Annotated in this window: 17 protein-coding genes; 10 read left to right on the top strand and 7 right to left on the bottom strand. The window is 73.3% G+C overall.

Annotated features, from left to right (window positions below):
• The first annotated feature begins 10 nt into the window (after window positions 1–10).
• Complete coding sequence (locus IE241_RS24565) at window positions 11–1,030, top strand: SCO0930 family lipoprotein (protein ID WP_190023998.1); 1,020 nt, start codon at window positions 11–13, stop codon at window positions 1,028–1,030.
• A gap of 191 nt (window positions 1,031–1,221) precedes the next feature.
• Window positions 1,222–1,578 carry a peptidase inhibitor family I36 protein gene (locus IE241_RS24560; RefSeq protein ID WP_190023997.1) on the top strand — a complete coding sequence of 119 codons (357 nt, stop codon included), beginning with the start codon at window positions 1,222–1,224 and terminating at the stop codon, window positions 1,576–1,578.
• 310 nt (window positions 1,579–1,888) lie between these two features.
• Here IE241_RS24560 and IE241_RS24555 read toward each other — a convergent pair whose 3' ends face one another.
• From IE241_RS24555 to IE241_RS24540, 4 genes are all read right to left on the bottom strand, one after another.
• A complete protein-coding gene (locus tag IE241_RS24555; RefSeq protein WP_190023996.1) occupies window positions 1,889–2,608 on the bottom strand; it encodes a hypothetical protein in 720 nt (239 codons plus the stop codon).
• Entirely contained in the window at window positions 2,605–3,189 is a 585-nt protein-coding gene (locus IE241_RS24550; protein WP_190023995.1) for an RNA polymerase sigma factor, read from the bottom strand. The genes IE241_RS24555 and IE241_RS24550 overlap by 4 nt, the downstream gene beginning before the upstream one ends.
• A 314-nt stretch (window positions 3,190–3,503) precedes the next feature.
• Window positions 3,504–4,589, bottom strand: coding sequence for a polyprenyl synthetase family protein (locus tag IE241_RS24545; RefSeq protein WP_190023994.1), 1,086 nt, complete (start codon window positions 4,587–4,589; stop codon window positions 3,504–3,506).
• A 323-nt stretch (window positions 4,590–4,912) separates the two neighbouring features.
• Window positions 4,913–5,959 carry a methyltransferase gene (locus IE241_RS24540; RefSeq protein WP_190023993.1) on the bottom strand — a complete coding sequence of 349 codons (1,047 nt, stop codon included), beginning with the start codon at window positions 5,957–5,959 and terminating at the stop codon, window positions 4,913–4,915.
• Window positions 5,960–6,178: 219 nt separating this feature from the next.
• On the opposite strand from IE241_RS24540, the gene IE241_RS24535 reads away from it, so the two are divergent.
• Window positions 6,179–7,813 (top strand): glycoside hydrolase family 47 protein, encoded by a 1,635-nt coding sequence (locus IE241_RS24535; protein WP_190023992.1) that lies wholly within the window; start codon window positions 6,179–6,181, stop codon window positions 7,811–7,813.
• Between the two features lie 18 nt (window positions 7,814–7,831).
• On the opposite strand, the gene IE241_RS24530 is transcribed toward IE241_RS24535, so the two are convergent.
• Window positions 7,832–8,551, bottom strand: coding sequence for a hypothetical protein (locus IE241_RS24530; RefSeq protein WP_190023991.1), 720 nt, complete (start codon window positions 8,549–8,551; stop codon window positions 7,832–7,834).
• Between the two features lie 210 nt (window positions 8,552–8,761).
• On the opposite strand from IE241_RS24530, the gene IE241_RS24525 reads away from it, so the two are divergent.
• The 4 genes from IE241_RS24525 (at window position 8,762) to IE241_RS24510 (ending at window position 13,500) form a co-directional block, all read left to right on the top strand.
• Window positions 8,762–10,087, top strand: a complete 1,326-nt coding sequence (locus IE241_RS24525; RefSeq protein ID WP_229899741.1) for a D-alanyl-D-alanine carboxypeptidase family protein — start codon at window positions 8,762–8,764, stop codon at window positions 10,085–10,087.
• 146 nt (window positions 10,088–10,233) lie between these two features.
• The gene (gene tdh, locus IE241_RS24520; protein WP_190023989.1) at window positions 10,234–11,262 is read left to right on the top strand and encodes an L-threonine 3-dehydrogenase; all 1,029 of its coding nucleotides are present in this window, start codon (window positions 10,234–10,236) and stop codon (window positions 11,260–11,262) included.
• 49 nt (window positions 11,263–11,311) lie between these two features.
• On the top strand, window positions 11,312–12,511 hold the full coding sequence (locus tag IE241_RS24515; RefSeq protein ID WP_190023988.1) for a glycine C-acetyltransferase: 1,200 nt from the start codon (window positions 11,312–11,314) through the stop codon (window positions 12,509–12,511).
• A gap of 74 nt (window positions 12,512–12,585) precedes the next feature.
• Window positions 12,586–13,500, top strand: a complete 915-nt coding sequence (locus tag IE241_RS24510) for a LysR family transcriptional regulator (RefSeq protein WP_190023987.1) — start codon at window positions 12,586–12,588, stop codon at window positions 13,498–13,500.
• A gap of 52 nt (window positions 13,501–13,552) precedes the next feature.
• Here IE241_RS24510 and IE241_RS24505 read toward each other — a convergent pair whose 3' ends face one another.
• Complete coding sequence (locus IE241_RS24505; protein ID WP_190023986.1) at window positions 13,553–14,197, bottom strand: DUF4352 domain-containing protein; 645 nt, start codon at window positions 14,195–14,197, stop codon at window positions 13,553–13,555.
• A 267-nt stretch (window positions 14,198–14,464) separates the two neighbouring features.
• Here IE241_RS24505 and IE241_RS24500 point away from each other — a divergent pair, with 267 nt between their 5' ends.
• The 3 genes from IE241_RS24500 to afsR all read left to right on the top strand — a co-directional run bounded on the left by IE241_RS24500 (window position 14,465) and on the right by afsR (window position 20,759).
• Entirely contained in the window at window positions 14,465–14,911 is a 447-nt protein-coding gene (locus tag IE241_RS24500; protein WP_190023985.1) for a hypothetical protein, read from the top strand.
• A 151-nt stretch (window positions 14,912–15,062) separates the two neighbouring features.
• On the top strand, window positions 15,063–17,621 hold the full coding sequence (secD, locus tag IE241_RS24495) for a protein translocase subunit SecD (RefSeq protein ID WP_190023984.1): 2,559 nt from the start codon (window positions 15,063–15,065) through the stop codon (window positions 17,619–17,621).
• Window positions 17,622–17,792: 171 nt separating this feature from the next.
• Window positions 17,793–20,759 carry an AfsR/SARP family transcriptional regulator gene (afsR, locus tag IE241_RS24490; RefSeq protein WP_190023983.1) on the top strand — a complete coding sequence of 989 codons (2,967 nt, stop codon included), beginning with the start codon at window positions 17,793–17,795 and terminating at the stop codon, window positions 20,757–20,759.
• Here afsR and IE241_RS24485 read toward each other — a convergent pair.
• Window positions 20,746–21,819: a hypothetical protein gene (locus IE241_RS24485; RefSeq protein ID WP_190023982.1), complete on the bottom strand. Its 1,074-nt coding sequence runs from the start codon at window positions 21,817–21,819 to the stop codon at window positions 20,746–20,748. The genes afsR and IE241_RS24485 overlap by 14 nt on opposite strands.
• Between the last annotated feature and the right edge of the window lie 97 nt (window positions 21,820–21,916).

Raw genomic sequence — 21,916 nt, 5'->3', positions numbered from 1 at the left:
AGGACGGTTCATGAACAAGCTGCGTCACGCCTCTCTCGCGGGAGCGGCGATCACGGTCATGATGCTCACGGCGGCCTGCGGCGGCGGTGGCTCGTCCGCGAAGGACGACTACGGCAAGGCCCCCGCCGGCAGCTCCTCCAAGATCGGCGAGGGGTACGGGGCCGGCGGCTACGGTTCCGGCAACTCCTCGAACACGCAGGCCAAGAACGCCCCGGCCAAGGAGATGACGGTGCGTGAGGCCCCGGGGATCGGCTCCGTCGTCGCCGACAGCGCCGGCATGACCCTCTACCGCTTCGACAAGGACACGGCGAAGCCCCCCGCCTCGATGTGCGACGGCGACTGCGCAAAGGCGTGGCCGCCCGTGCCGGCGGGCGACGCGACCGCCTCGTCCGGGATCGGGGCGGCGCTCGGAGAGGTCGAGCGCGCCGACGGCACCAAGCAGCTCACGCTCGCGGGATGGCCCGTCTACCGCTACGCCAAGGACACCGCGCCCGGTGACACCAAGGGGCAGGGAGTGGGCGGTACGTGGAGCGCGTTCGCTCCGGACGGCAAGAAGGCAGCGGGCGGGAAGCAGGAGGAGAAGGAAGGCGAGAAGGAAGCAGAGAAGCAGGGCGAGAAGCAGGGCGAGAAGCAAGGAGGGAAGCAAGGGGAGAAACCCGCCGCCGCAGGCGTGTTCGTCGCCGACAACGCCGCCCTCGGCAAGATCCTCGTGGACGGCCAGGGCCGGACCCTGTACCGGTTCAACAAGGACAGCGCCTGGCCCATGAAGTTCGCGTGCACCGGCACGTGCCTGGACACGTGGAAGCCCGCCAAGCCCGTCGAGAAGAGCGCGGTGCGCGGCGTGCCCGAGAAGCTGATCAGCACCGTCACCCGGCCGGACGGCACCGAGCAGCTGGCGGTCGACTGCTGGCCGGTCTACTGGTTCACGGGCGACAAGAAGCCCGGCGACACCGCGGGGCAGGGCAAGCAGGGCCTGTGGTTCGCCGTGAACGACCAGGGCAAGAAGGTCACTTCGGCCCCTGCGGCCTGACGCGGGGACAGGCCGGCCCACGGGCCGGCCTGTCCGACCCGCGTACTTACCCGCCCCCTCGGCACCATAGTCACCCTTTTACTCCTTCCGGGTGTACTGGCCGGGAAGTCCCCTTCCCTCCCGCCCCGCGCACAGGACGCTCTCTCCGTAACCACTCCATAAGCACTCCATGAATACATCCGGAGGAAGAGATGTCTGCGTTCCGCGCCCGGGCGTCCCTCGTTCTCGCGGCCGTGGCCGCCCTGTGCCTGCCGTTCGCCTCGCCGGCCGGCGCCGCCGCGGCCCCCGCCTGTCCGGGAGGGTCCGTCTGCTTCTACAGCGCCGAGAACTTCCACGGCAAGGCCTGGGAGTGGACGGCCAACAGCGGCTACCGCGACCTGCCCCCGTCCCTCCACGACCACGTCGGCTCCTTCGTCGCCTCCACCGACGCCTGCTTCATCGCCTACCAGCCCACCGAGAAGCGCGCGACCCACAACGGCGACTGGCGCTCCGCCTATGCCGGGGACTTCGGGGGCCGGATGGACGGGGTGGCGCCGGGCCGCTGCTGACCGGCCCCGCGCCGGGCGGCGGCCCGGTGACAGCCGGGCCGCCGCCCCTGCGAGTCAGCGCCACAGCCACGGGCCGAGGAACTGGGCCGCCGCGGGCAGGGTGCCGCTGACGAGGGCGGCGGCGATCTGAATGCGGTGGGCGCGGGCGAACCGGGGCACGCCGGTACGCCTGTGCGGCGCGGGGAACAGGCCTCGCCGGCGCCTACGCGGTCGGGGGATGCGGAGTCGGGGCATGGTGATCCTTCGGTCCGGGGTCGGCACGGCGGTGCCCTGCGGCCCGCACGGGTCCGCAGGGCACGGGCGGCAGCGGTCAGCAGCGGTGGCAGAGGAGCTCGTCGCGTTCGGCCGGGGAGGCGTCGTCCAGGTATCCCTCGGGGATGGGCACCTGCCCGTGCGCCGAGCCGGTGTTGACCTCGCGGATGTGTTCGCTGACGGCCGGCGGCCACGTGGTGGTCGCAGGCGCTCCGGCGTCGGGCCCCTCCCAGTCCTCGTCGCACAGGAAGCCGCCGGCGTTCAGCTCGCGGTAGCAGTGGACGGCCTCGCCGGGCCGGTCGCGCAGCAGCCCCTCCAGGAAGAGGCAGTACGCGCTGGTGGCGTCGTCGGCGCCGGCGGCGTACCGCCACCAGAACCGGGCCCCCGCCTCACAGCCGTTGAGGTAGAGCAGGCACCCCAGGCCGCGGGCGCCCACGGGGTCGGTGGGGCGCTCGGCCTCCGCGAACTCCACCAGCCGCTCGGCGGCTCCGGGCGCCTGGGCGACCTGGCTGCACAGCTCCTTCAGATCACGGCGCAGGCGCCGCTTGAGCTTCCACAGCGAGGCGAGGCCCTCGTCGTCGACGGGCTGCAGGAGCAGGTCGGCCAGTTCCGGGGAGGTGGGAACCAGCCAGTCGTGGGCCGGGCTGCGGGCGGCGAGGGCGCGGCGCCGCTCCACCTGCTCGATCCGGGCCCGCAGCAGGCGGTCGTCCTCGGCGCGCTGCTCGCTGCTGTAAGCGGGGGTGCGGATCTGCGTCCCGCGCAGGATGTCGTCGATCATCCGTGGTGGCCTTTCTCGTGAGCGGGCGGTTCGTCGGCGGGCGCGTCGAGGAGCGCGGCCAGGGCGCTGCGGCCGGCCGCCAGGTGGGAGCGGACGGTGGAGGCGGCAAGTCCCGTGATGTCGGCGATCTCCTCGGGGGTGTAGCCGAGGAAGTAGTGCAGGGAGATGCAGCGGTTCTGGCGCTCGGAGAGCTGGGCGACGGCCCGGTGCACCTCCATGCGCGCGGTGATCTGGTCGACTTCCTCGCTGGGGATGCCGGCGATGGGCTTGACCGTGGGCTCGAAGGCGAGACCGGCCGGAACGCAGGGTCGGCGGTCGCGTTTTCGTAGTATGTCGGCCACGACACCGCGGAGGATCTTGAAGGCGAAGGCGTCGGTGCTGGCGCTGGCCAGGGCGTCGTCCCAGTGCAGGTACAGCTTGAAGAAGGCCTCGTTCGCCGCCTCACGGGCGTCCTCCATCGAATACAGCTTGACGTAGGACCAGTTCACATAGGCGTTCCGTTTGCGCAGGACGAAGGACTCGTACACCACCGAGTGCTGGTCCTTGGCGGCCGTGCCCAGCACGGCATGCCGGGCGCTCACGCCGGCCCCCGGGCGGGCGTGGAGCGGAACAGCCGGAGCCGGTGGAGAAGCGCCGGTGATCGGTGCACGCGGTGCCGTTCTGCTCGCCGTGCGAGGGTCGCCCCCCTGCGGCGTCCGGGCGGCGCTGTGCCGTCGAACTTCACGTTTTCCCAGCCTCTTTCACGATGCGGTCCAGGTCTTGTGCCCCCCAACGACCCGGGAGAGCATCACGCGCTCTCACCCCTAATGCCGTCCCGGAGGCCCCGCGCGTCCAGTCCGTCGCATAAAAACCTTGACGGAACGTAACTTCGCTTGTGCGAGCGGTGTTCGCCTCGTCATGCGGTCCGCAGGGCGGCACCCCGGGCCAGTTCGCGCAGGGCGCCGAGGGCCGCGGGCGGGAACGCCTCGTGGTCGAGGGCCTGTTCGGCCTGCTCACAGCGGGACTGGATGAGCCGTTCGACCGCGGCGTGGGCGCCGGTCTCGGCGAGGAGGTCACGGATCCGGCCGGCGCCGCTCTCGTCGAGGTCGGGGTTGCCCAGCAGGGCGTGCAGGGCCCGCCGCTGGTCGCGGTCGGCGCGCTCCAGGGCCAGGGCGACGAGCGTGGTGTGCTTGCCGTCGCGCAGGTCGTCCAGCCGGGACTTCCCGGTGACGGCCGGGTTCCCGTAGACGCCGAGGAGGTCGTCGCGGAGCTGGAAGGCGTCGCCGAGCGGCAGGGCGTACCGGCTCAGCAGCGCGCGGAAGGCCGGGCCCGCCCCCGCGAGGGCGGCGCCGATGTGGAGGGGGCGTTCGACCGTGTACTTGGCGGTCTTGCAGCGGACGATGGCCAGGGCGTGCGCGGTGCTCGCGGTGGGGCGGCCGGTGGCCAGCAGGTCGAGGCACTGGCCGTACATCACCTCGGTGCGCATCGCGTCGACGACCGTCAGGACGTCGGCGAGGCGGCCGGGCCGCAGTCCGGCGGTGTGCAGGAGCTCGTCCGACCAGACGAGGGCGACGTCGCCGATCAGGATGGCGGCGCTGCCGCCGAGCCGGTCGGCGGCGGCTGCGCTGCGGCCGGCCCGGTGGCGGTCGGCGAAGGCGCGGTGGACGGTGGGCCGCCCGCGGCGGGTGGCGGAGTTGTCCATGATGTCGTCGTGGACGAGGGCGAAGGCGTGGAACATCTCCAGCGAGGCCGCCACCTGCAGCGTCGGTGCGGGCATCCCGTGGCCGCCCGCCGCGTGCCAGCCGATCACGCAGAGCAGGGGGCGCAGCCGTTTGCCGCCCGCGAAGAGGAAGTTCCTGAGGAATTCGGTGACCACGGCCGGGTGGCCGTCCACGGCGGCGGCACGGGCCTTGCCGTCCAGGAATGCGGCCAGGACGGCGTCGACCCGGCTCCGGACGGCGGGCAGGTCGAGCTGCGCGGTCGCGATATCAAGGGTCGACATGAGGCGGTCCCCTCCGCTGTCGCGTCCCAGCGCGAATATAACAAGCGGTGGGGGCGGTTCATCAGGGCGTCCGGGGAGCGCACGGAGCACACGGCCCGGCGGCACCGTGCGCCGGTGAGTGGGCGACACCGCACGGCCTCCGCTGCGTCCGGCGCGCCGGCTCGGCCTGGCCGGCTCACCGAAGCGTGGGCGGCAGGCTCAAGTGATCAGCGACACAAGGGATATGGAAGATTTTCATCCGGTTGGCCGCGGGTGAACCGGCAGGCCCGGGGCCCCGTGCAGCCCGCGCCGCCGGTCCCGCCGCCACAGGCCTCGCGGGGCGCCTAGTGAGGCACGTCGTCGGCCACGCCCTCGACGATCGACAGCACGGTCGGCGTGGGGATGACGCGCGAGAGACGCAGACCCGCCGCGTCGAAGAGCCGGGCGAAGTCGCTCTCCGTGCGCTCTCGGCCGACCAGGGAGGCCATCATCATCACGTCCAGCGTCTTCCCCTGGTGCGGGGTGTTGCCCGGCGGCAGGACGGCGTCGACGACGAGTACGCGGCCGCCCGGCGCCAGCGACCGGCGGCAGTTGCGCAGGACACCCACGCACTGGACGTCGTCCCAGTCGTGCAGGATGCGCTTGAGGAGGTGGACGTCACCGGGCGGGACGGCGGTGAAGAAGTCGCCCTCGTGCAGCGACCAGCGGCCCTTCGTCTCCTCGGTGTCCAGCCGGTGGCCCGCCAGCACGTGCGCCCGGTCGTGGAGGACGCCCCGGAGGCCGGGCCGGGCACGCAGCGCCGCGAGCAGCAGGCCGCCGTGGCCGCCGCCGACGTCCACGACCGTGGCGTCCTCGGGGAAGGGGCAGCTGTCGGCGATCGGCCGGTTCTCCGCCTCGGACATGGAGGCCATGCCCTCGTGGAAGACCGCGGCGGTCTCCTCGTCCCGGGCGAAGTGCTCGAAGAAGGGCATGCCGAAGATGTGGCCGAATGCCGAGCGCCCGTCCTCCAGGCACCGGGTCAGCTCCCCGGCCGGCTGCCACATCGTCCGGTCCGTGAGCATCAGGACCGCCGGCCCGACCGGCACGGGCGCGTCGGAGCGCAGCGCGTCCCCCGCCTCGGTGAGCCGGAAGCGGCCCTCGTCGTCCTCCTCGAACAGCCCGCGCGTGGCCAGCAGCCGCAGCACGCGCCGCAGGCCCGGCGCGTCGGTTCCGGTGGCCGCCGCCAGCTCCGCCGGGGTGCGGGCGCCTCCCTCGAAGTGGTCCGCCACGCCCACGGCCGCCGCGGCGCGCAGGGCGGCCGGGTAGAGGAATCCCAGGGCCTCCTCGATGACCAGGGCGGCGCTGCGCCGCCCCGCTTCCTCGGCCGTCGTCTCACGAGCACCTTCGCGCACAGAGCACCTCCGTCGTCCCGTTCCGGCCGGGCCACCGGCGGCCCGCGCCGCGCGTTCAGCATGCCAGCGACCGGTGCCGGTGCCGCCCCGTTCCCGCCACCCGGCCGAACGGCGGTATGACCATCCGCCCGGAGCGCCTGCCGCCCGGAGGGGCCGTCCGGCCGCATACTGCGATCAGTGTCGGGGGGCGGAACCGGTGGCCAGGAGGTCCTGCCCGTCATGACGTACGACTCGCTCCCCGCTCCTGCGACCCGGCGGCGCCTGCTGTCCGCGCTCGCGGCCACGGGCGGTCTCGCCGTGAGCGGCACTCTCGGCGGGGCCGGGCACGCCGCGACGGAGCCGCGGGCGGCCGGAGCCGCCGCGCGGCCCGGGGGCGGGCCACAAGCCGGTGCCGGGGCGCAAGCCGGTGCCGGACGCGCCGCCCGGGCGGTGCCCGGGCGGCCGGGGAGGCTCCGCGCGGACCGGGAGAAGGCGCGGGAGATCCGGGCGGAGTTCGTCCATGCGTGGGAGGGCTACAAGCGGTACGCGTGGGGGCATGACGAAGTCCTGCCGGTGTCGGGCCGCCCCCGCGAGTTCTTCGCCGGGAACCACCCGGTGGGCCTGTCGATCATCGAGGCCCTCGACACGCACTACCTGATGGAGCTCGACACCGAGGTCGACCGCTGCGTCGGCTGGATCAGGAACCACCTGGACTTCGACGTCGACGCCGACTTCCAGGTCTTCGAGTCCGTCATCCGGCTGGTGGGCGGCCTCCTTTCGGGCTACCTCGCCACCGGGGAGAAGGCTCTGCTCGACCGCTGCACCGACCTGGCCGACCGGCTGCTGCCCGCCTTCACCTCGTCACCCACCGGCATGCCGTACCGGTACGTGAACCTGCGGACGGGTCACACCTCCGGCACCACGCTGCCGCTGGCCGAGATCGGCACCAACATCCTGGAGTTCGGCGTCCTGTCCCGGCTCACCGGCGACACGCGGTACCGGCAGGCGGCCGAGCGCGCCCTGCGCGCCGTCGTCCAGCGGCGCTCGTCGCTCGACCTGCTCGCGACCCGGCTGAACGTCGAGACGGGCCGGTGGGCGGACCGCGAGAGCGTGGCCGTGAACCCCCCGGCGGACTCGTTCTTCGAATACCTGTGGGGCGCCTGGGAGATGTTCCACGACGAGGACTGCCGGGACTGGTTCAGGATGTTCACCGCCGCGATGCGCAAGCACCAGGCGGAGCGGGTCGACGGCCTGCTCTGGTTCAAGCACGTCGACTTCCGCACCGGGCAGCTGATCAGCCGGCGCCAGTCCGCCCTGGCCGTCGCCGTCCTGCCGGTCGGCGGGGACAACGAGCTCGCGGCGGACTACTACCGGTCGTGGACGGCCGTCCTGGACAAGTACGAGGTCATCCCCGAGGAGATCGACTACACCCGGCTGCGGGCGCTGAGCACCCGGAACGACCTGCGCCCCGAATACGCCAACTGCGCCTTCCAGCTGTGGTGGCAGACCGGCGACCCGTACTACCGGACCACGGCCTGGCAGTACTTCCGCAACCTCAGGAGGCACCACCGCGTGCCGGGCGGCTACACCGTGCTCACCGATGTCACCCGGCAGCCCAAGGCCAAGGGCGACCACTGCCCCGCGTACGTCTTCGCCGAGAACTTCAAGTGGCTCTACCTCACCTTCGCCGGTGCCCCGCGGTTCGACTACGAGCGGGGCTGGCTCAGCACGGAGGGCAAGGTTCTCGAGGGCTTCCGGGACAGGAACAGGGATGCGAACAGAGACGTGAGCAGGGATGCGAACACAGAAGCGAAGACGGACGTGAAGACGGACGCGAAGACAGAAGCCAAGACAGAAGCGAGCAGTGGCACCTGACCGCATGCGCAGGGGAGTTCAGGGCTTCAGCTGCTGCCTGACCTCCGCGACCTGCGGCCCGGTGTCCGTGGCCGGGACCGTCCAGCGGTCGGCGCTCTTCGTGCCGTCCGTGTAGACGATCGTGCCGCCCTTCGCCTGCACCGGGGTGAGGTCGAAGACCTTCACGCGCACCTGCGACGTCCCCGGCGCGATGCCCCCGGACTGCCGGTACTTCTCCAGGACCACCTTGGCGGCGTTGCCGTTGCCCGCCGGCACGGACTGCCCGCCGGCGGCGACCCAGCGCCAGCCGCCGCCCTTGGCGGGCTGCTCCTCGTCGGCGGGGTTGGCGCTCATCGACTTCTCCAGCAGCGTCACCACGGCGAAGGTGCCGTGCTGTGAGGTCACCCGGCCGCCCTCCTTGGTGTAGACGACGGTCGTCGGCGTGATCTCCAGGATGCCCACCGTGCCCGCCCCCACGGTCCGCGACGGCTCGCCGAAGGCGAGCGCGGCCCCCTTCGGGCCACCCGCGCCCGCGTCCGAGGACCGGGGCGGGGGCGGGGGCGCGGACGGGGTACCGGAGCGCCGGGGACTCTGGGCGCCCGGAGTGCCCGGAGTGCTGCCCTGGGCGCTCTGCTGCGTCTGGTGACTGTGACCACTCTCGCCGCTCTCGCCGCTCTTGGTGTCGTCGTTGCAGGCGGCGAGGGTGAGACAGCCGACGACGGTGGCAGTGACGGCAGCGGCGAGCAGGTTCTTGCGCATGGTTCCCCCCAAGGCTTCGGCACGCACGGGGACCGTACTGCCGCCGGGCAGCCCGCGGAGGACCGTTCACAGAGCCCGTACGAACGGGGTGGTTCCGTAACGAACACACACTCATCGGATCAGCGGATTGATGGTGGAACCAGCAGGTATGTCGCACTCGTCTAGCACGTCGGTTCGATGGCGAGTGGTGACGATCTGGAGGAGGCATCGGTGACAGGCGAGTCCCCCGGCATGGCGGAGCAGATGAAGGAGCCGGAGGAGGAGGCGGCAGCGGGGAGCCGGCCTGCACCCCCGCCGCCCGCGGCCCGCCCCCTGGCGCGGCGCTTCAGGGTCTGGGCGCCACCGGCCGTGCTGCTCGTCGCCGCCCTCGGCGCCGTCCAGCTGATCCGGCCCCTGCCGGACCCCCGGTTCACCGTCGCCGGGGACCCGTACACCTTCACGGGCGAGGCGTTCACCATGCCGTGGCCGGAGGAGGGCCAGGCCGCGGCCAGGGTCGTGGGCACCGGCAGCCTCGGCACCCACGGCGAGCAGAAGCCCGTGCCGACCGCGAGCGTCGCCAAGGTCATGACCGCGTACGTGATCCTCAAGGAGCACCCGCTCAAGAGCGGGGAGGAGGGCGAGCGGATCACGGTCGACGCCACGGCGGCCAAGGAGGCGGGCGCCCAGGAGGAGTCGCGGGTGGAGGTCTCGGAAGGACAGACCTACACCCTGTTCCAGATGCTGCAGATGCTGCTGATCCCCTCCGGCAACAACATCGCCCGTCAGCTGGCCCGCTGGGACGCCGGGTCGGAGGACGCCTTCGTGAAGAAGATGAACGAGGCGGCCCGGGAGCTCGGCATGGACGACACCACGTACACCGACCCGAGCGGGCTGGACGCCTCCACCGTGAGCACCGCCGCGGACCAGGTGAAGCTCGCCGAGGAGGTCATGAAGAACGCCGTCCTGCGGAAGATCGTCAAGATGCCCAACGCCGACGTTCCCGGGCTGCCGGGGCGGATCTACAACAACAACGACGACCTGCTGGTCACCAACCCCGGCGGGCTCGGCATCAAGACCGGGTCGAGCGGCCCGGCGGGCGGGGCGCTGATGTGGGCGGCGAAGCGGACGATCGAGGGCGAGGAGCGGCTGATCGTCGGCGCGACCATGGCCCAGCGGCAGGCCGGCAGCGACGACGCCAACGCCCACCTGAAGGTCGTCAAGGAGCGCAGCTACAAGATGATCAAGGCGGTGCAGGACGCACTGGTCCCCGCGACGGTGGTCCGCAAGGGTGATGTCGTCGGGCACGTGGATGACGGGCTCGGCGGCCGGACGCCTGTCGTCGCCACGGCGGACCTGCGCGCCGTGGGCTGGGGCGGGCTGAAGGCGGAGCCGGAGCTCACCGCCGGCGGCAAGGGCATCCCGCACGAGGCCGGGGCGGGTACGGAGGTCGGCACGCTGGCCGTGGGGACCGGCCCGGGCCGGGCGCAGGTGCCCGTCGCGCTCCAGAAGGACCTGGCGGCGCCGGGAGCGGGGGCCAGGCTGACCCGCCTCGGGTGAGGACACGCGCGCACCGCGTGAAGTTCTGCTGTTGCCCCGGTTAAGAAAACCTCGATGGACTTCACGGTCATCACTGGGCACATTGGTGCGCGCACGTAGTAGATCCACACGCAATAGATCGCCTCACCACGCCTGGAGCCGCAGCCATGAAGGCACTCGTCAAGCACAAGGCCGAGCCCGGGCTGTGGCTCATGGACGTCCCGGAGCCGGAGTACGGCCCCGACGACGTCATGATCAAGGTGCTGCGCACCGGCATCTGCGGCACCGACCTGCACATCCGCTCCTGGGACGGCTGGGCCCAGGGCGCGGTGAAGACCCCGCTCGTGCTCGGCCACGAGTTCGTCGGCGAGGTCGCCGCCGTCGGCTCGGACGTGCAGGACATCGCGGCCGGCGACCTGGTCAGCGGCGAAGGCCACCTGGTCTGCGGCAAGTGCCGCAACTGCCTGGCCGGCCGCCGCCACCTGTGCCGCAGCACGGTCGGCCTCGGCGTCGGCCGTGACGGCGCATTCGCCGAGTACGTCGTGATGCCCGCCTCCAACGTGTGGGTGCACCGCACGAAGGTCGACCTCGACGTCGCCGCGATCTTCGACCCGTTCGGCAACGCCGTGCACACCGCGCTCTCCTTCCCGCTGGTCGGCGAGGACGTGCTGATCACGGGCGCGGGCCCGATCGGCATCATGGCCGTCGCCGTCGCCAAGCACGCCGGCGCCCGCAACGTCGTCATCACCGACGTCAGCGAGCCGCGCCTGGAGATCGCCCGCAAGGCGGGCGCGACCCTCGCCCTCAACGTCTCCGGCGCCTCGATCGCGGACGCCCAGCGCACGCTGGGCCTGCGCGAGGGCTTCGACATCGGACTGGAGATGTCCGGCCGTCCCGAGGCCATGCGCGACATGATCGCCAACATGACGCACGGCGGCCGGATCGCCATGCTGGGCCTGCCGGCCCAGGAGTTCCCCGTCGACTGGGCGAAGATCGTCACCTCGATGATCACCGTCAAGGGCATCTACGGCCGGGAGATGTACGAGACCTGGTACGCGATGACGGTGCTGCTGGAGGCCGGCCTCGACCTCAGCCCGGTGATCACCGGCAAGTACTCGTACAAGGACTTCGACGCGGCCTTCGACGAGGCTGCCACCGCCCGCAGCGGCAAGATCATCCTCGACTGGACCGCCTGACCCCGGCCGGCCGTCCCCTTTTTCTTCCTTCCGTTAAGGAGTCCCCCGCATGTACGCGTCCGTCCGCGACGACCTCCGCGCCACCCTCGAAGAGATCCGCGAGGCCGGTCTCTTCAAGCCCGAGCGCGTGATCGGCACCCCGCAGAGCGCCTCCGTCAACGTCACCGCGGGCGGCGCCCCCGGTGACGTCCTGAACTTCTGCGCCAACAACTACCTCGGCCTCGCCGACCACCCCGAGGTCGTCTCCGCCGCCAAGGACGCCCTCGACCGCTGGGGCTACGGCATGGCCTCGGTGCGCTTCATCTGCGGCACGCAGGACGTCCACAAGGAGCTGGAGGCGCGGCTGTCCGCGTTCCTCGGCCAGGAGGACACGATCCTCTACTCGTCCTGCTTCGACGCCAACGGCGGCGTCTTCGAGACCCTGCTCGGCGCCGAGGACGCGGTCATCTCCGACGCCCTCAACCACGCGAGCATCATCGACGGCATCCGCCTGTCCAAGGCCCGCCGCTTCCGCTACGCCAACCGCGACATGGCGGACCTGGAGAAGCAGCTCCAGGCGGCCAACGAGGGCGGCGCGCGCCGCAAGCTGATCGTCACCGACGGCGTCTTCTCCATGGACGGCTACGTCGCGCCGCTGAGCGAGATCTGCGACCTGGCCGACCGCTACGACGCCATGGTGATGGTCGACGACTCCCACGCGGTCGGCTTCGTCGGCCCCGGCGGCCGCGGCACGCCCGAGCTGCACGGCGTCATGGACCGCATCGACATCATCACCGGCACCCTCGGCAAGGCCCTCGGCGGCGCCTCCGGCGGCTACGTCGCCGCCCGCGCCGAGATCGTCGCCCTGCTGCGCCAGCGCTCGCGCCCGTACCTCTTCTCCAACTCCCTCGCGCCGGTCATCGCCGCCGCCTCCCTGAAGGTCCTCGACCTGCTGGAGTCCGCGGGCGACCTGCGGGAGAAGCTGAAGGCCAACACCGAGCTGTTCCGCACGAAGATGACCGAGGCGGGCTTCGAGATCCTGCCCGGCGACCACGCCATCGCCCCCGTCATGATCGGCGACGCGGCGGAGGCCGGCCGGATGGCGGAGCTGCTGCTGGAGCGCGGCGTCTACGTGATCGGCTTCTCCTACCCGGTGGTCCCGATGGGCGCCGCCCGCATCCGTGTGCAGCTGTCCGCGGCGCACTCGACCGAGGACGTCGAGCGGGCCGTCGCCGCGTTCGTGGACGCGCGCAACGCGCTGCGGGGCTGAGCACCGGTGACCCCGGCGGGGGCCCGGGCCGGGCCCCCGCCGGGGTTACCCCGCGTTCCTGGCAAAATGACGGGGTGATCGACCCCCGGCGGCTGCGCGTCCTGCGGGCCGTGGCGGACCACCGTACGGTGACCGCCGCGGCCGCCGCGCTGTACCTGACCCCCTCGGCCGTCTCCCAGCAGCTCGCGGCGCTGGAACAGGAGACCGGCCACGTCCTGCTGACCCGCAGCGGCCGCGGCGTGCGCCTCACCGCGGCCGGCGAGATCCTGCTGACCCACGCCCACGAGGTCGTCGCCCAGCTGGAGCGGGCCGAGGCCGAGCTCGCCGCGTACGCGGGCGGCACGGCCGGGGAGCTGACCGTGGCGGCGTTCGCGACGGGCATCGCCGAGGTGCTGGCCCCGGTCATCGGGCTCCTCGCAGGCCGCCACCCCGGCATCCGGCTCCGGGTGCGCGACGCCGAGGGCGACGCGAGCCTGCCGATGGTGCTGGACGGGGAGGCCGACGTGGCCCTCGCCGTCGAGTACCGGGGCGCCCCGCGGGAGGACGACCGCCGGCTCGTCCGCGTGCCGCTCTACGCCGAGCCGTTCGACGCCGTCCTGCACGCCGCGCACCCGCTGGCCGGAAACCCTCACGTGAGCCTGGCCGAGCTGGCCGACAGCGACTGGGTCGGCCCCTACCCGGGCAACCCCTGCCACGACGTGGTGGTGCTGGCCTGCGAACTGGCCGGCTTCCAGCCCCGCCTCGTGCACTCCTCGGACGACTTCCGCGCCGTGGTGGCCCTGGCCGGGGCCGGCGCCGGGGTGGCCCTCGTGCCGCGCTCGGCCCTGCGCGGCATGGAGCTGAAGGACACCGTCGTCCGCCCGGTCGAGGGGCCGGCCGCGACCCGGCGCGTCTTCGCCGCGGTGCGGCGGGGTGCCGAGGATCATCCGCTGTTCCGGCCGGTCCTCGACGCACTCAGGGAAGTCGCGGGCTCGCTGACGACGAACTGACAGCGGGCACCGCTCCTCGACGGTTGCTTCTCGGACGGTTACTACTCGGGCGTTACTTCTTGAGGGTCCACTCACCCGTCTCGTTGGCGAAGCCGCCGTCCAGCGTGAACTGCACCTTGCTCGGCTTGGAGTTCTCGGGGACGGAGAAGACGATCCAGCCGAGGGCCTTGCCACCCTGGGCGATGTTCACGGTGACCGGGAACTTCGGGCCCTCGGTGACGCCGCCCATGGTCTGGGTGAAGGCCTGGCCCTGCTCGTCGAGGACCTTGGCCCCGCTGGAGGGGCTGTCCGAGTACGCGACCGTGCCGGTGTTGACGAGCTCGAACTGCGCGGCGACCCAGCGCTTGCCGGCGGCCGGCTGCAGGTACTTGTTGTCGCTGTGGGCCGGGTCGGCGAAGCCCTTCAGGGTGACGTCGAGCTGCTCGCCCGCCTTCTTGCCCTTGAGGGTGAGCTTGCCGCCGACGGCGTGCGCGCCGCCCTGGCCCTTGTCCTGACCCTGGTCCTGGCCCTTGCCCTGGTCCTTGCCCTGGCCGCCGCCCTGGCCCGCGTTGCCCTGCTCGGCGGGCTGCTGGGCCGCGGGGCTCTTGTCGGCCGAGGCGCTGGCGTCGGCCGCGGGGTCGGTGCCGTCACCGTTGCAGGCGGTGGCGGTGGCCGCGAGCACGATGACGGCCGCGGCGGTGAGGAGCTGACGACGCATGATGATTCCCCCGTGATGAACGCGATGGTTCGTTTGACGTGCACATTTCCGGTGCTTGACGTGCACATTCTTACCTCGCCTCCGGGCGGGTTCCGGCCAAGAGCGGGCCTGGTGGGGCTCCTGTGACAATCGAGTGATCAAATCGTGGCATCGTCCCGCCTGAAAGGGACTCATATGTCCGGCTGGGGCGGGGCGCCGGGCTAGGGTTGGGGCCCAAGGACTGAAGGGCCCGAGTGCTCAGGGATTTCACGAGCGGACGGAGGCGGCGTGGCCCATCACGTGCGGCGTACGCCGGTGCCGGTCGCCCTCTGGGCCCTGTTCGTGCTCGTGCTCGGCGTGGTCTGCGGTACGGGGCCCGCCGCCGGTACGGGTGGCCTGCCCGCCGCCGCCCTCCCGGCGGTCGCCTCGGCCACCGGACCCGCGGGGGCCGCCGGGGCCACCGGCACCGCCGACCGGGACCGTCCCGCGTTCAGCGCACCGGTCTCCCCTCACGCGGCGGACCACACCCGCGCCCAGGGCCTCCACGCCTCCGCGGTGGTGCAGCACACCCGTATGCCCGGGCTGCCCGGAGCGGTGCCCGGCCCGGTGACAGGGCCGCTCGCCGTCCCGCTGCCGCCCGGCGAGCTCGCCGGTCCCCGGCAGGAGCGCGCGCCGCCCGCGGCGGCCCCCTCCTCACGCCGTACCCGCGGCCCTCCCTCCACACGGAGCATCTGACGCCCTGAGCGTCGACCCCGCCCTGCCCTTCTCGCGTGCCCGCAGCGATCTCTGACGCCACGTCGATGACGACGTCCCGTCGGCTCCTCCTGCGAGGCCGGGCCTCCGGCGGCCGGCGCTCCGCCTCCGTATGCCGTGAAGTGGAGAAACCATGTCACCCCGCCCGTCCCGAGCACCTCGGCCATCCCGGGCCTCCCGGGTATCCCGCCCGTCCCGAGCGCCCCGGCCCTCGCGCCGTGCCCCGCTGTGGCGCGCGCTCGTCGCCCTCGCCGTCGTCGCGGCCTCCCTGTTCTTCGCCCTGACCACCCCCGCCCGCCTGGGCCTCGACCTGCGCGGCGGTACCCGGATCGTGCTGGAGGCGCGGGACTCGCCCACGTCCCGGGCGGACGCCGGCGCCACCGACCGTGCGCTGGAGGTCCTGCGGCAGCGGGTCGACGCGCTCGGCGTGGCCGAGCCGTCGCTCGCGCGCTCCGGCGAGCGCCGCATCGTCGTCGAACTGCCCGGCGTCCAGGACCCGCGGAAGGCCGTCGACGTCATCGGCCGCACCGCCCAGCTCACCTTCCACCCGGTGCTCGGCACCGTGCCGGAAGGCGACCGCCCCCGGGAGGCCGCGGGCGGCACGGGCGACGCCGCCGGCGCACGGACCCTGCCCGACCCCGACGCCCCGGGCCACTCCCTGCGCCTCGGCCCCGCGGCCCTCACCGGCCAGGACGTCAGGGACGCCCGGGCCGTCCTCGACGCGCAGACCGCCGGCGGCTGGACCGTCGCCCTCTCCTTTCGGGGCGGCGGGGAGAAGAGCTGGGCGCGCGTCACGGGTGAGGCCGCGTGCGCCGCGCCGGGCGAGGCGTCCCGCCGCGTCGCGATCGTCCTCGACGACCGGATCGTCTCGGCGCCGGCGATGCAGCAGTCCGTGGCGTGCCGGACCGGGATCCAGGGCGGCAGCGCCCGGATCACCGGTGGGTTCGGCGACGCCGGGGCCCGCGATCTGGCGGCGCTCGTCAAGGGCGGGGCCCTGCCCGTTCCGGTCGAGGTCGTCGAGCAGCGTACCGTCGGCCCGACGCTGGGCGCCGAGGCGATCCGGGCGAGCGCGGCCGCGGCGGTCATCGGCCTCGTCTGCACGGCGCTGTTCGTCATCGCCGTATACCGGCTGCTGGGCGTCCTGGCCACGGTGGCGCTCGCGCTCTACGGGCTGATCTCGTACGCCGCGCTGGTCGCGCTCGGGGCCACGCTCACCCTCCCCGGGCTGGCCGGGTTCGTGCTGGCCGTCGGCATGGCCGTCGACGCGAACGTCCTCGTCTTCGAACGGACCCGGGAGGAGTATGAGCGGGCCCGGCCGGGGCACGAGCGGGCCCGGGCCGCATCCGCGCGCCGCAGCGGCCCGCAAGACCTCCGCGGCCCGCTGCGGAAGGGCTTCGGCAAGGCGTGGAGCGCCGTCATCGACTCGAACGTGACGACCCTCCTCGCCGCCGGGCTGCTCTTCTTCTTCGCCACGGGCCCGGTGAAGGGCTTCGGCGTCACCCTGTCCGTGGGGGTCGCCGCCTCCATGGTCTCCGCCCTCGTCATCACCCGGGTGCTCGCCGACCGGGCCTTGCGGAGCGGCTGGGTGCGGCGCCGGCCGCGCCTGGCCGGGGTCGCTTCGGCGGGGCGGGTACGGGCCTTCCTCGCCCGTCGCAGCCCCCGCCTGATGCACCACCGCCGCACCTGGCTGGCCGTCAGTGCCGCGCTGCTGGCCCTCGCCGTCACGGGCATCGGGCTGCGCGGGCTGCAGCTCGGCGTCGAGTTCACCGGCGGCCGTCTGGTCGAGTACGGCACGAGCCGCCCCGTGGACGTGGAGCAGGCGCGTACTGCGATCGGTGACGCCGGTTTCCCGCGGGCCGTCGTACAGAAGGCGGGCGACGGGGACATCGTCGTGCGCACCGGCGCCATGGACGACCGCGGCCGGCAGCGCGTGCAGTCCGCCCTGGAAGCCCACGGCGGGACCGTCACCGTCGAGCGCGACGAGCGGATCGGGCCGAGCCTGGGCAGCGAGCTGCGCGACAAGGCGCTGATCGCCCTGGGCGTCGCGGTGGCGGCCCAGCTCGTCTACCTCAGCGTGCGCTTCCGCTGGACCTTCGCGACCGCGGCGGTGGCGGCGATGGTCCAGGACGTGCTGCTGGTCGTCGGGCTGTTCGCCTGGCTGGGCCGGCCGGCCGACAGCGTCTTCCTCGCGGCGCTGCTCACGGTGGTCGGGTACTCCGTCAACGACACGGTGGTCGTCTTCGACCGCATCCGCGAAACGCGGCGCCCGGGACAGAGCGGCGGCCCGGGGGAGGACGGGGGGCAGGCGTCGACGGCGTCCGCCGTCGACAGCGCGATCCTGCACACCGTGCCGCGCACGGTGAACACGGGCATGGGGGTCCTCTTCGTCCTCGGCGCGCTCGCGGTGCTGGGCGGCGACTCGCTGGCCGACTTCTCGCTGGCGCTGCTCGCCGGGGTGCTGTTCGGCATCGGCTCGACCGTCCTGACGGCTGCGCCGATCGCCGTGATCCTCGAAGGGCGCCGGCCCGCCGCCGGGCCGCCCGCGCCCCCAGGACCCTCCGCCTCCTCCGCATCCTCCGCATCCTCTGCATCCTCCGCGTCGTCCGCGTCCCCCTCGTCTCTCGCGTCGCGCAGGAGCCCAAGGGACACGAGGAGCCCGAGGGGCACGAGGGGCTCGGGCGCAGTGGTCTGACCTGCGGCCGGGCGGGAAGTGGCCGTCACCGGCGCGCTGCACGACGCGTGGCCACTTCCCGTCGCCCGGCAGGTGAGCGCACCTTCCGGAGTCATATGATCACGCAATCGGCACGGCGCATGCGCCGCGGCGACACCGGGTCAACAGCCGCGTCGGCCACTGCGAGGGGGCATGGAGATGGAAGGCGCACGCACGCCGCAGGAGCCCTTGCGCTTCGCCGTGCTCGGGCCCGTCCTGGCCTGGCGGGGGCGCGAAGCCCTCGACACCGGCTCGCCGCAGCAGCGCGCCCTGCTCGCGGCCCTCCTGCTGCGGGGAGGCCGCACAGCCACGGTCGGGGAGCTCATCGACGGCCTCTGGGACGGCAATTCACCGCCCACGGCCCTGAACGTCCTCCGCACGTACGCCTTCCGGATCCGCCGGTCGTTCGGCACGGAGGGGGCGGGTCTCCTCGTCAGCGACTCCGGCGGCTATGCGATCCGCACCGCCCCGGACGGCTCCGGACCGGCTCTGGAGCTGGACCTCGACCGGGCCCGGTCGCTGGCCGAGGAGGGGCAGGAGGCCCGCCGCTCCGGGGACCCGGTGCGCGCCCGGGGACTCCTCGCCGAAGCCCTCGGCGTGTGGCAGGGCGAATCACTCGCCGGCCTGCCCGGCCCGTACGCGGAGACGCAGCGCACGCGCCTGGAGGAGTGGCGGCTGTCGCTGACCGAGGCCCGCCTGGACCTGGACCTGGAGGTCGGCAGCCACGCCGAGGCCGTCTCCGAGCTGACCGCCCTGACCGCCGCGCACCCGCTGCGCGAGCGCCTGCGCGAACTCCTCATGCTCGCCCTCTACCGCAGCGGCCGCCAGGCCGAAGCCCTCGCCGTCTACGCCGACACGCGCCGCCTCCTCGCCGACGAGCTCGGCGTCGACCCCCGGCCCGAACTGGCCGAGCTCCAGCAGCGCATCCTCAACGCCGACGCCGGCCTCGCGGTCGCCGCGGGTCCCGCCCGGAAGCAGGCGGGGTTCCCCGAGGGCTTCATCCGGCCCGCACAGCTGCCCGCGGACATCGCACACTTCACCGGCCGCTCCGCCCACGTGACGGAGATCCGTGAACTGCTGGCCGCCGGCCGCGGCAGCAGCCCGGCGGTCCCGGTCGTCACCGGCACGGGCGGCGTGGGAAAGACCACGCTCGCCGTCCACGTGGCCCACTGCGTACGCCACCACTTCCCCGACGGGCAGCTCTACGCCGACCTGCAGGGCGCGGGCCCGGAACCTGCCGAACCCGAGGCGGTGCTGGGGTGGTTCCTGCGCGCCCTGGGCGTCTCGGGAGCCGCCGTTCCCGACGGCCTCGACGAGCGCGCCGCGCTCTTCCGCTCCACCCTCGACGGCCGCCGCGTCCTGGTCCTGCTGGACAACGCGCGCGACGCCGCCCAGATCCGGCCACTGCTGCCCGGGACCGGCGGCTGCGCGGCACTGGTCACCAGCCGCCACCGCATGACCGGCCTCGCCGGCGCGCGCATCGTCGACCTCGACGTGATGGACCCCGGCGAAGGGCTCGCGCTCTTCACCCGGATCGTGGGCAGCGAGCGTGCCTCGGCGGAGCCCGGCCCTGCGACGGGCGTCGTGGCCGCGTGCGGGTTCCTGCCGCTGGCCATCCGCATCGCCGCCTCCCGCCTCGCCGGCCGCCGGACCTGGACCGTCTCCGTCCTCGCGCGCAAGCTCGGCGACGAGCGCCGCCGCCTGGACGAGCTGCGCGCCGGCGACCTCGCCGTCAAGGCCACCTTCGAGCTGGGCTACGGGCAGCTGGAGCCGGGCCAGGCCCGCGCCTTCCGGCTGCTGGGACTGGCCGACGGCCCGGACATCTCGCTCGCGGCGGCCGCAGCCGTCCTGGACCTTGACATCGATGCCACGGAGGAGCTGCTGGAGTCGCTCGTCGACACCTCCCTCCTGGAATGCGCCGCACCCGGCCGGTACCGCTACCACGACCTCGTACGCCTCTACGCGCGTGCATGCGCCGAACGCGACGAGCAGCCGGCCGGACGCGAAGCCGCCCTCTCCCGCCTGCTCGACTTCTACCTCGCCACCGCCGCCCGGGCCTATGCGCTCGAACGGCCCGGGGACCGGCTGGTGGCCCACCTGGCGCCCACCGAGGCGGCGGGGCTCGCCCTCAAGGACGGCGGAGAAGCGGTCGACTGGCTGGCGACGGAAGCCGCCTGCATCCTGTCCGCCGTGCGGCTCCAGGCGAGGGGAGACTCCCTGCGGCGCGCGGCCGACCTGCTGCTCGTCGCCAAGGACCTGGTGGAGGCGGGCATCAGCGGGAACACCTACATCCACACGGCCCAGATCGTGCTCGCCGCCGCGCAGGCCGCCGGGGACGCCCAGTCGGAGGGCCGGGCCTGCATCGTCCTCGCCCACGCGCACCGGCTCACCGGCCAGATGGAGGAAGCCGACGCGTACGCCCGCCGGTCGGTGCTCCTCGGCGACACCACCGAAGACCCGCTGCTGATCCGCTGCTACGCCGCGAACCAGCTCGGCATCGTCGCCATCTACCAGCGGCGCTACCGGGAGGCCGAGGCGCATCTCGGCCGGGCCCTCGAATACTTCCGGGCCGACGGCAACCGGATCGGCGAGGCCAGCGCCCTCGCCAACCTCTCCCGGGTCCACGGGGACCTGGGCGACGCCGCCCGGGCAGTGGAGCTGGCGGAGGCGGCCCTGGCCATCTACCGCGGCGCCGCGGGCTCCTGGCGCCTGGGCAACGGCCTGTACGCGCTCGGGCTGGCTCTGGCGGAGGCCGGTCGTCCGGATGAGGGACTGGACCGGCTGGAAGAAGCGCTCGCCATCTTCCGGGACAGCCGGCAGCGGTGGTGGGAGGGCGTGACGCTCTACCGGATGGCCGAGGTCCACGTGGTCGCCCTGCGCCCCGCCGAAGCCGTGCGGTCGGCCGAGCTGGCCCTGTCCGTACTCCGTGGTCTCGGAACATGGTGGCAGCTCGCCAACGCCCTGACCGTGCTCGCCCGCGCGCTGGACCTCATCGGCCAGGCCGAACGGGCCCGGGCCTGCCGGCGGGAGGCCGACGCGGTCCGGGACCGGCAAGGGGCCGCCGAGCGCACCCGCGCGGCCCCGGACTCCGGCGCGCGGCCGGGGATCACGTTCGTGTGACGGTCCCGCACGGCTCCCTGTCCCCCGCCTTGCCGGGCTTGGCGGACGGCCCGGACCCGGCCTCGCCGGTGTCCAGCTCGCGGCTTCGGTCGTAGGGGTCGACGGCCGGGCCGGACGGGGGCGCGGTGTCGCCCAGCCGTCCCGCGTGGAAGGCCGGGTGCATGAACCCGTCGTAGACGCCGCAGGCGGAGTTGCCGATGTCCACGTTGTAGCCGCGGAAGGCCAGCTTGCCCGGGGTCACCTGGAAGCGCTCGGGGTCGAGGAGTTCGGTGTCGAGGACGCGCCGCACGATGGTGCGCACGACCTCGCGGGACCCCTTCTCCGTCTTGATGAGCGGGTAGACGAAGGTGTAGTCGGCGTGGATGGCCACGGAGCCGTCCTTGTGCTCCGCGAACGTCATCCGCCCCCGGGTCTTGACGGTCTCCCCCACCATGCGCACCTCCTTGCCGTCGAAGCGGCTGAAGAGGGTGAGGGGGTCGTGGTCGCGGCTCGGCTTGCTCAAGGCGGTTTCGGCGTCGGTGACGAGATCGTCCTGGTGCGGGTCGAGCAGGGCGAGCGCCGCGGCGGGACGCTCGCCCCGGATGGTCGCGGGGTCCAGGTTGGCGGCGACGAGGAAGTCCTTGGTCAGCTTCAGGCCGGAGGCGACCTGTTCCCGCGAGAACGCCCCCACGGGCCGGGCCTCGGGCACGACGATGCCCGCCGCGCCGTCGGCGTACTGCTCGGCCGGCGATCCGGCGAAGGGCCGGTCGAGGGTCGGGGTGCCCTCGGCGCTGCCCGGGGCGCCGCTGGGGCGTGCGGTCTCGGGGGCCAGGGGCGCCGCGGTGCCGTGCGAGGCCGTGCCCCGGTCGTCCGTCCCCTCGTAGCCGAGGCCGGGTATCCGGGAGAGGACCGGGCCCGGCTTGAGCGCGACCAGGGTGGCCGCGACGGCGGCCGCCACGCCGATGCCGCCGAGGATCCGGCGTCTACGCTCGGCCTTCCCGTTCATCTCCTGCCACGCGGGGCCGGTGCGCCAGCCCTCGGGTTCCCGGGAGGCGGTGTTCTTGTCACGTCTCCCGGACACAGGTCTCTCTGACACGCGCGTGCTCGCTTATCTCGTACTCACAGGATCGGAGCGGCAACTGTAGACGCGCGCCCGCGGCTCCCCGTGAGCACCCCTC

It is taken from the genome of Streptomyces hiroshimensis, assembly GCF_014650335.1.
In the GTDB taxonomy this organism is placed as follows: domain Bacteria; phylum Actinomycetota; class Actinomycetes; order Streptomycetales; family Streptomycetaceae; genus Streptomyces; species Streptomyces hiroshimensis.
Note: the sequence above shows the minus strand (reverse complement) of the source record. Positions and strands in the feature narration are given on the sequence as shown.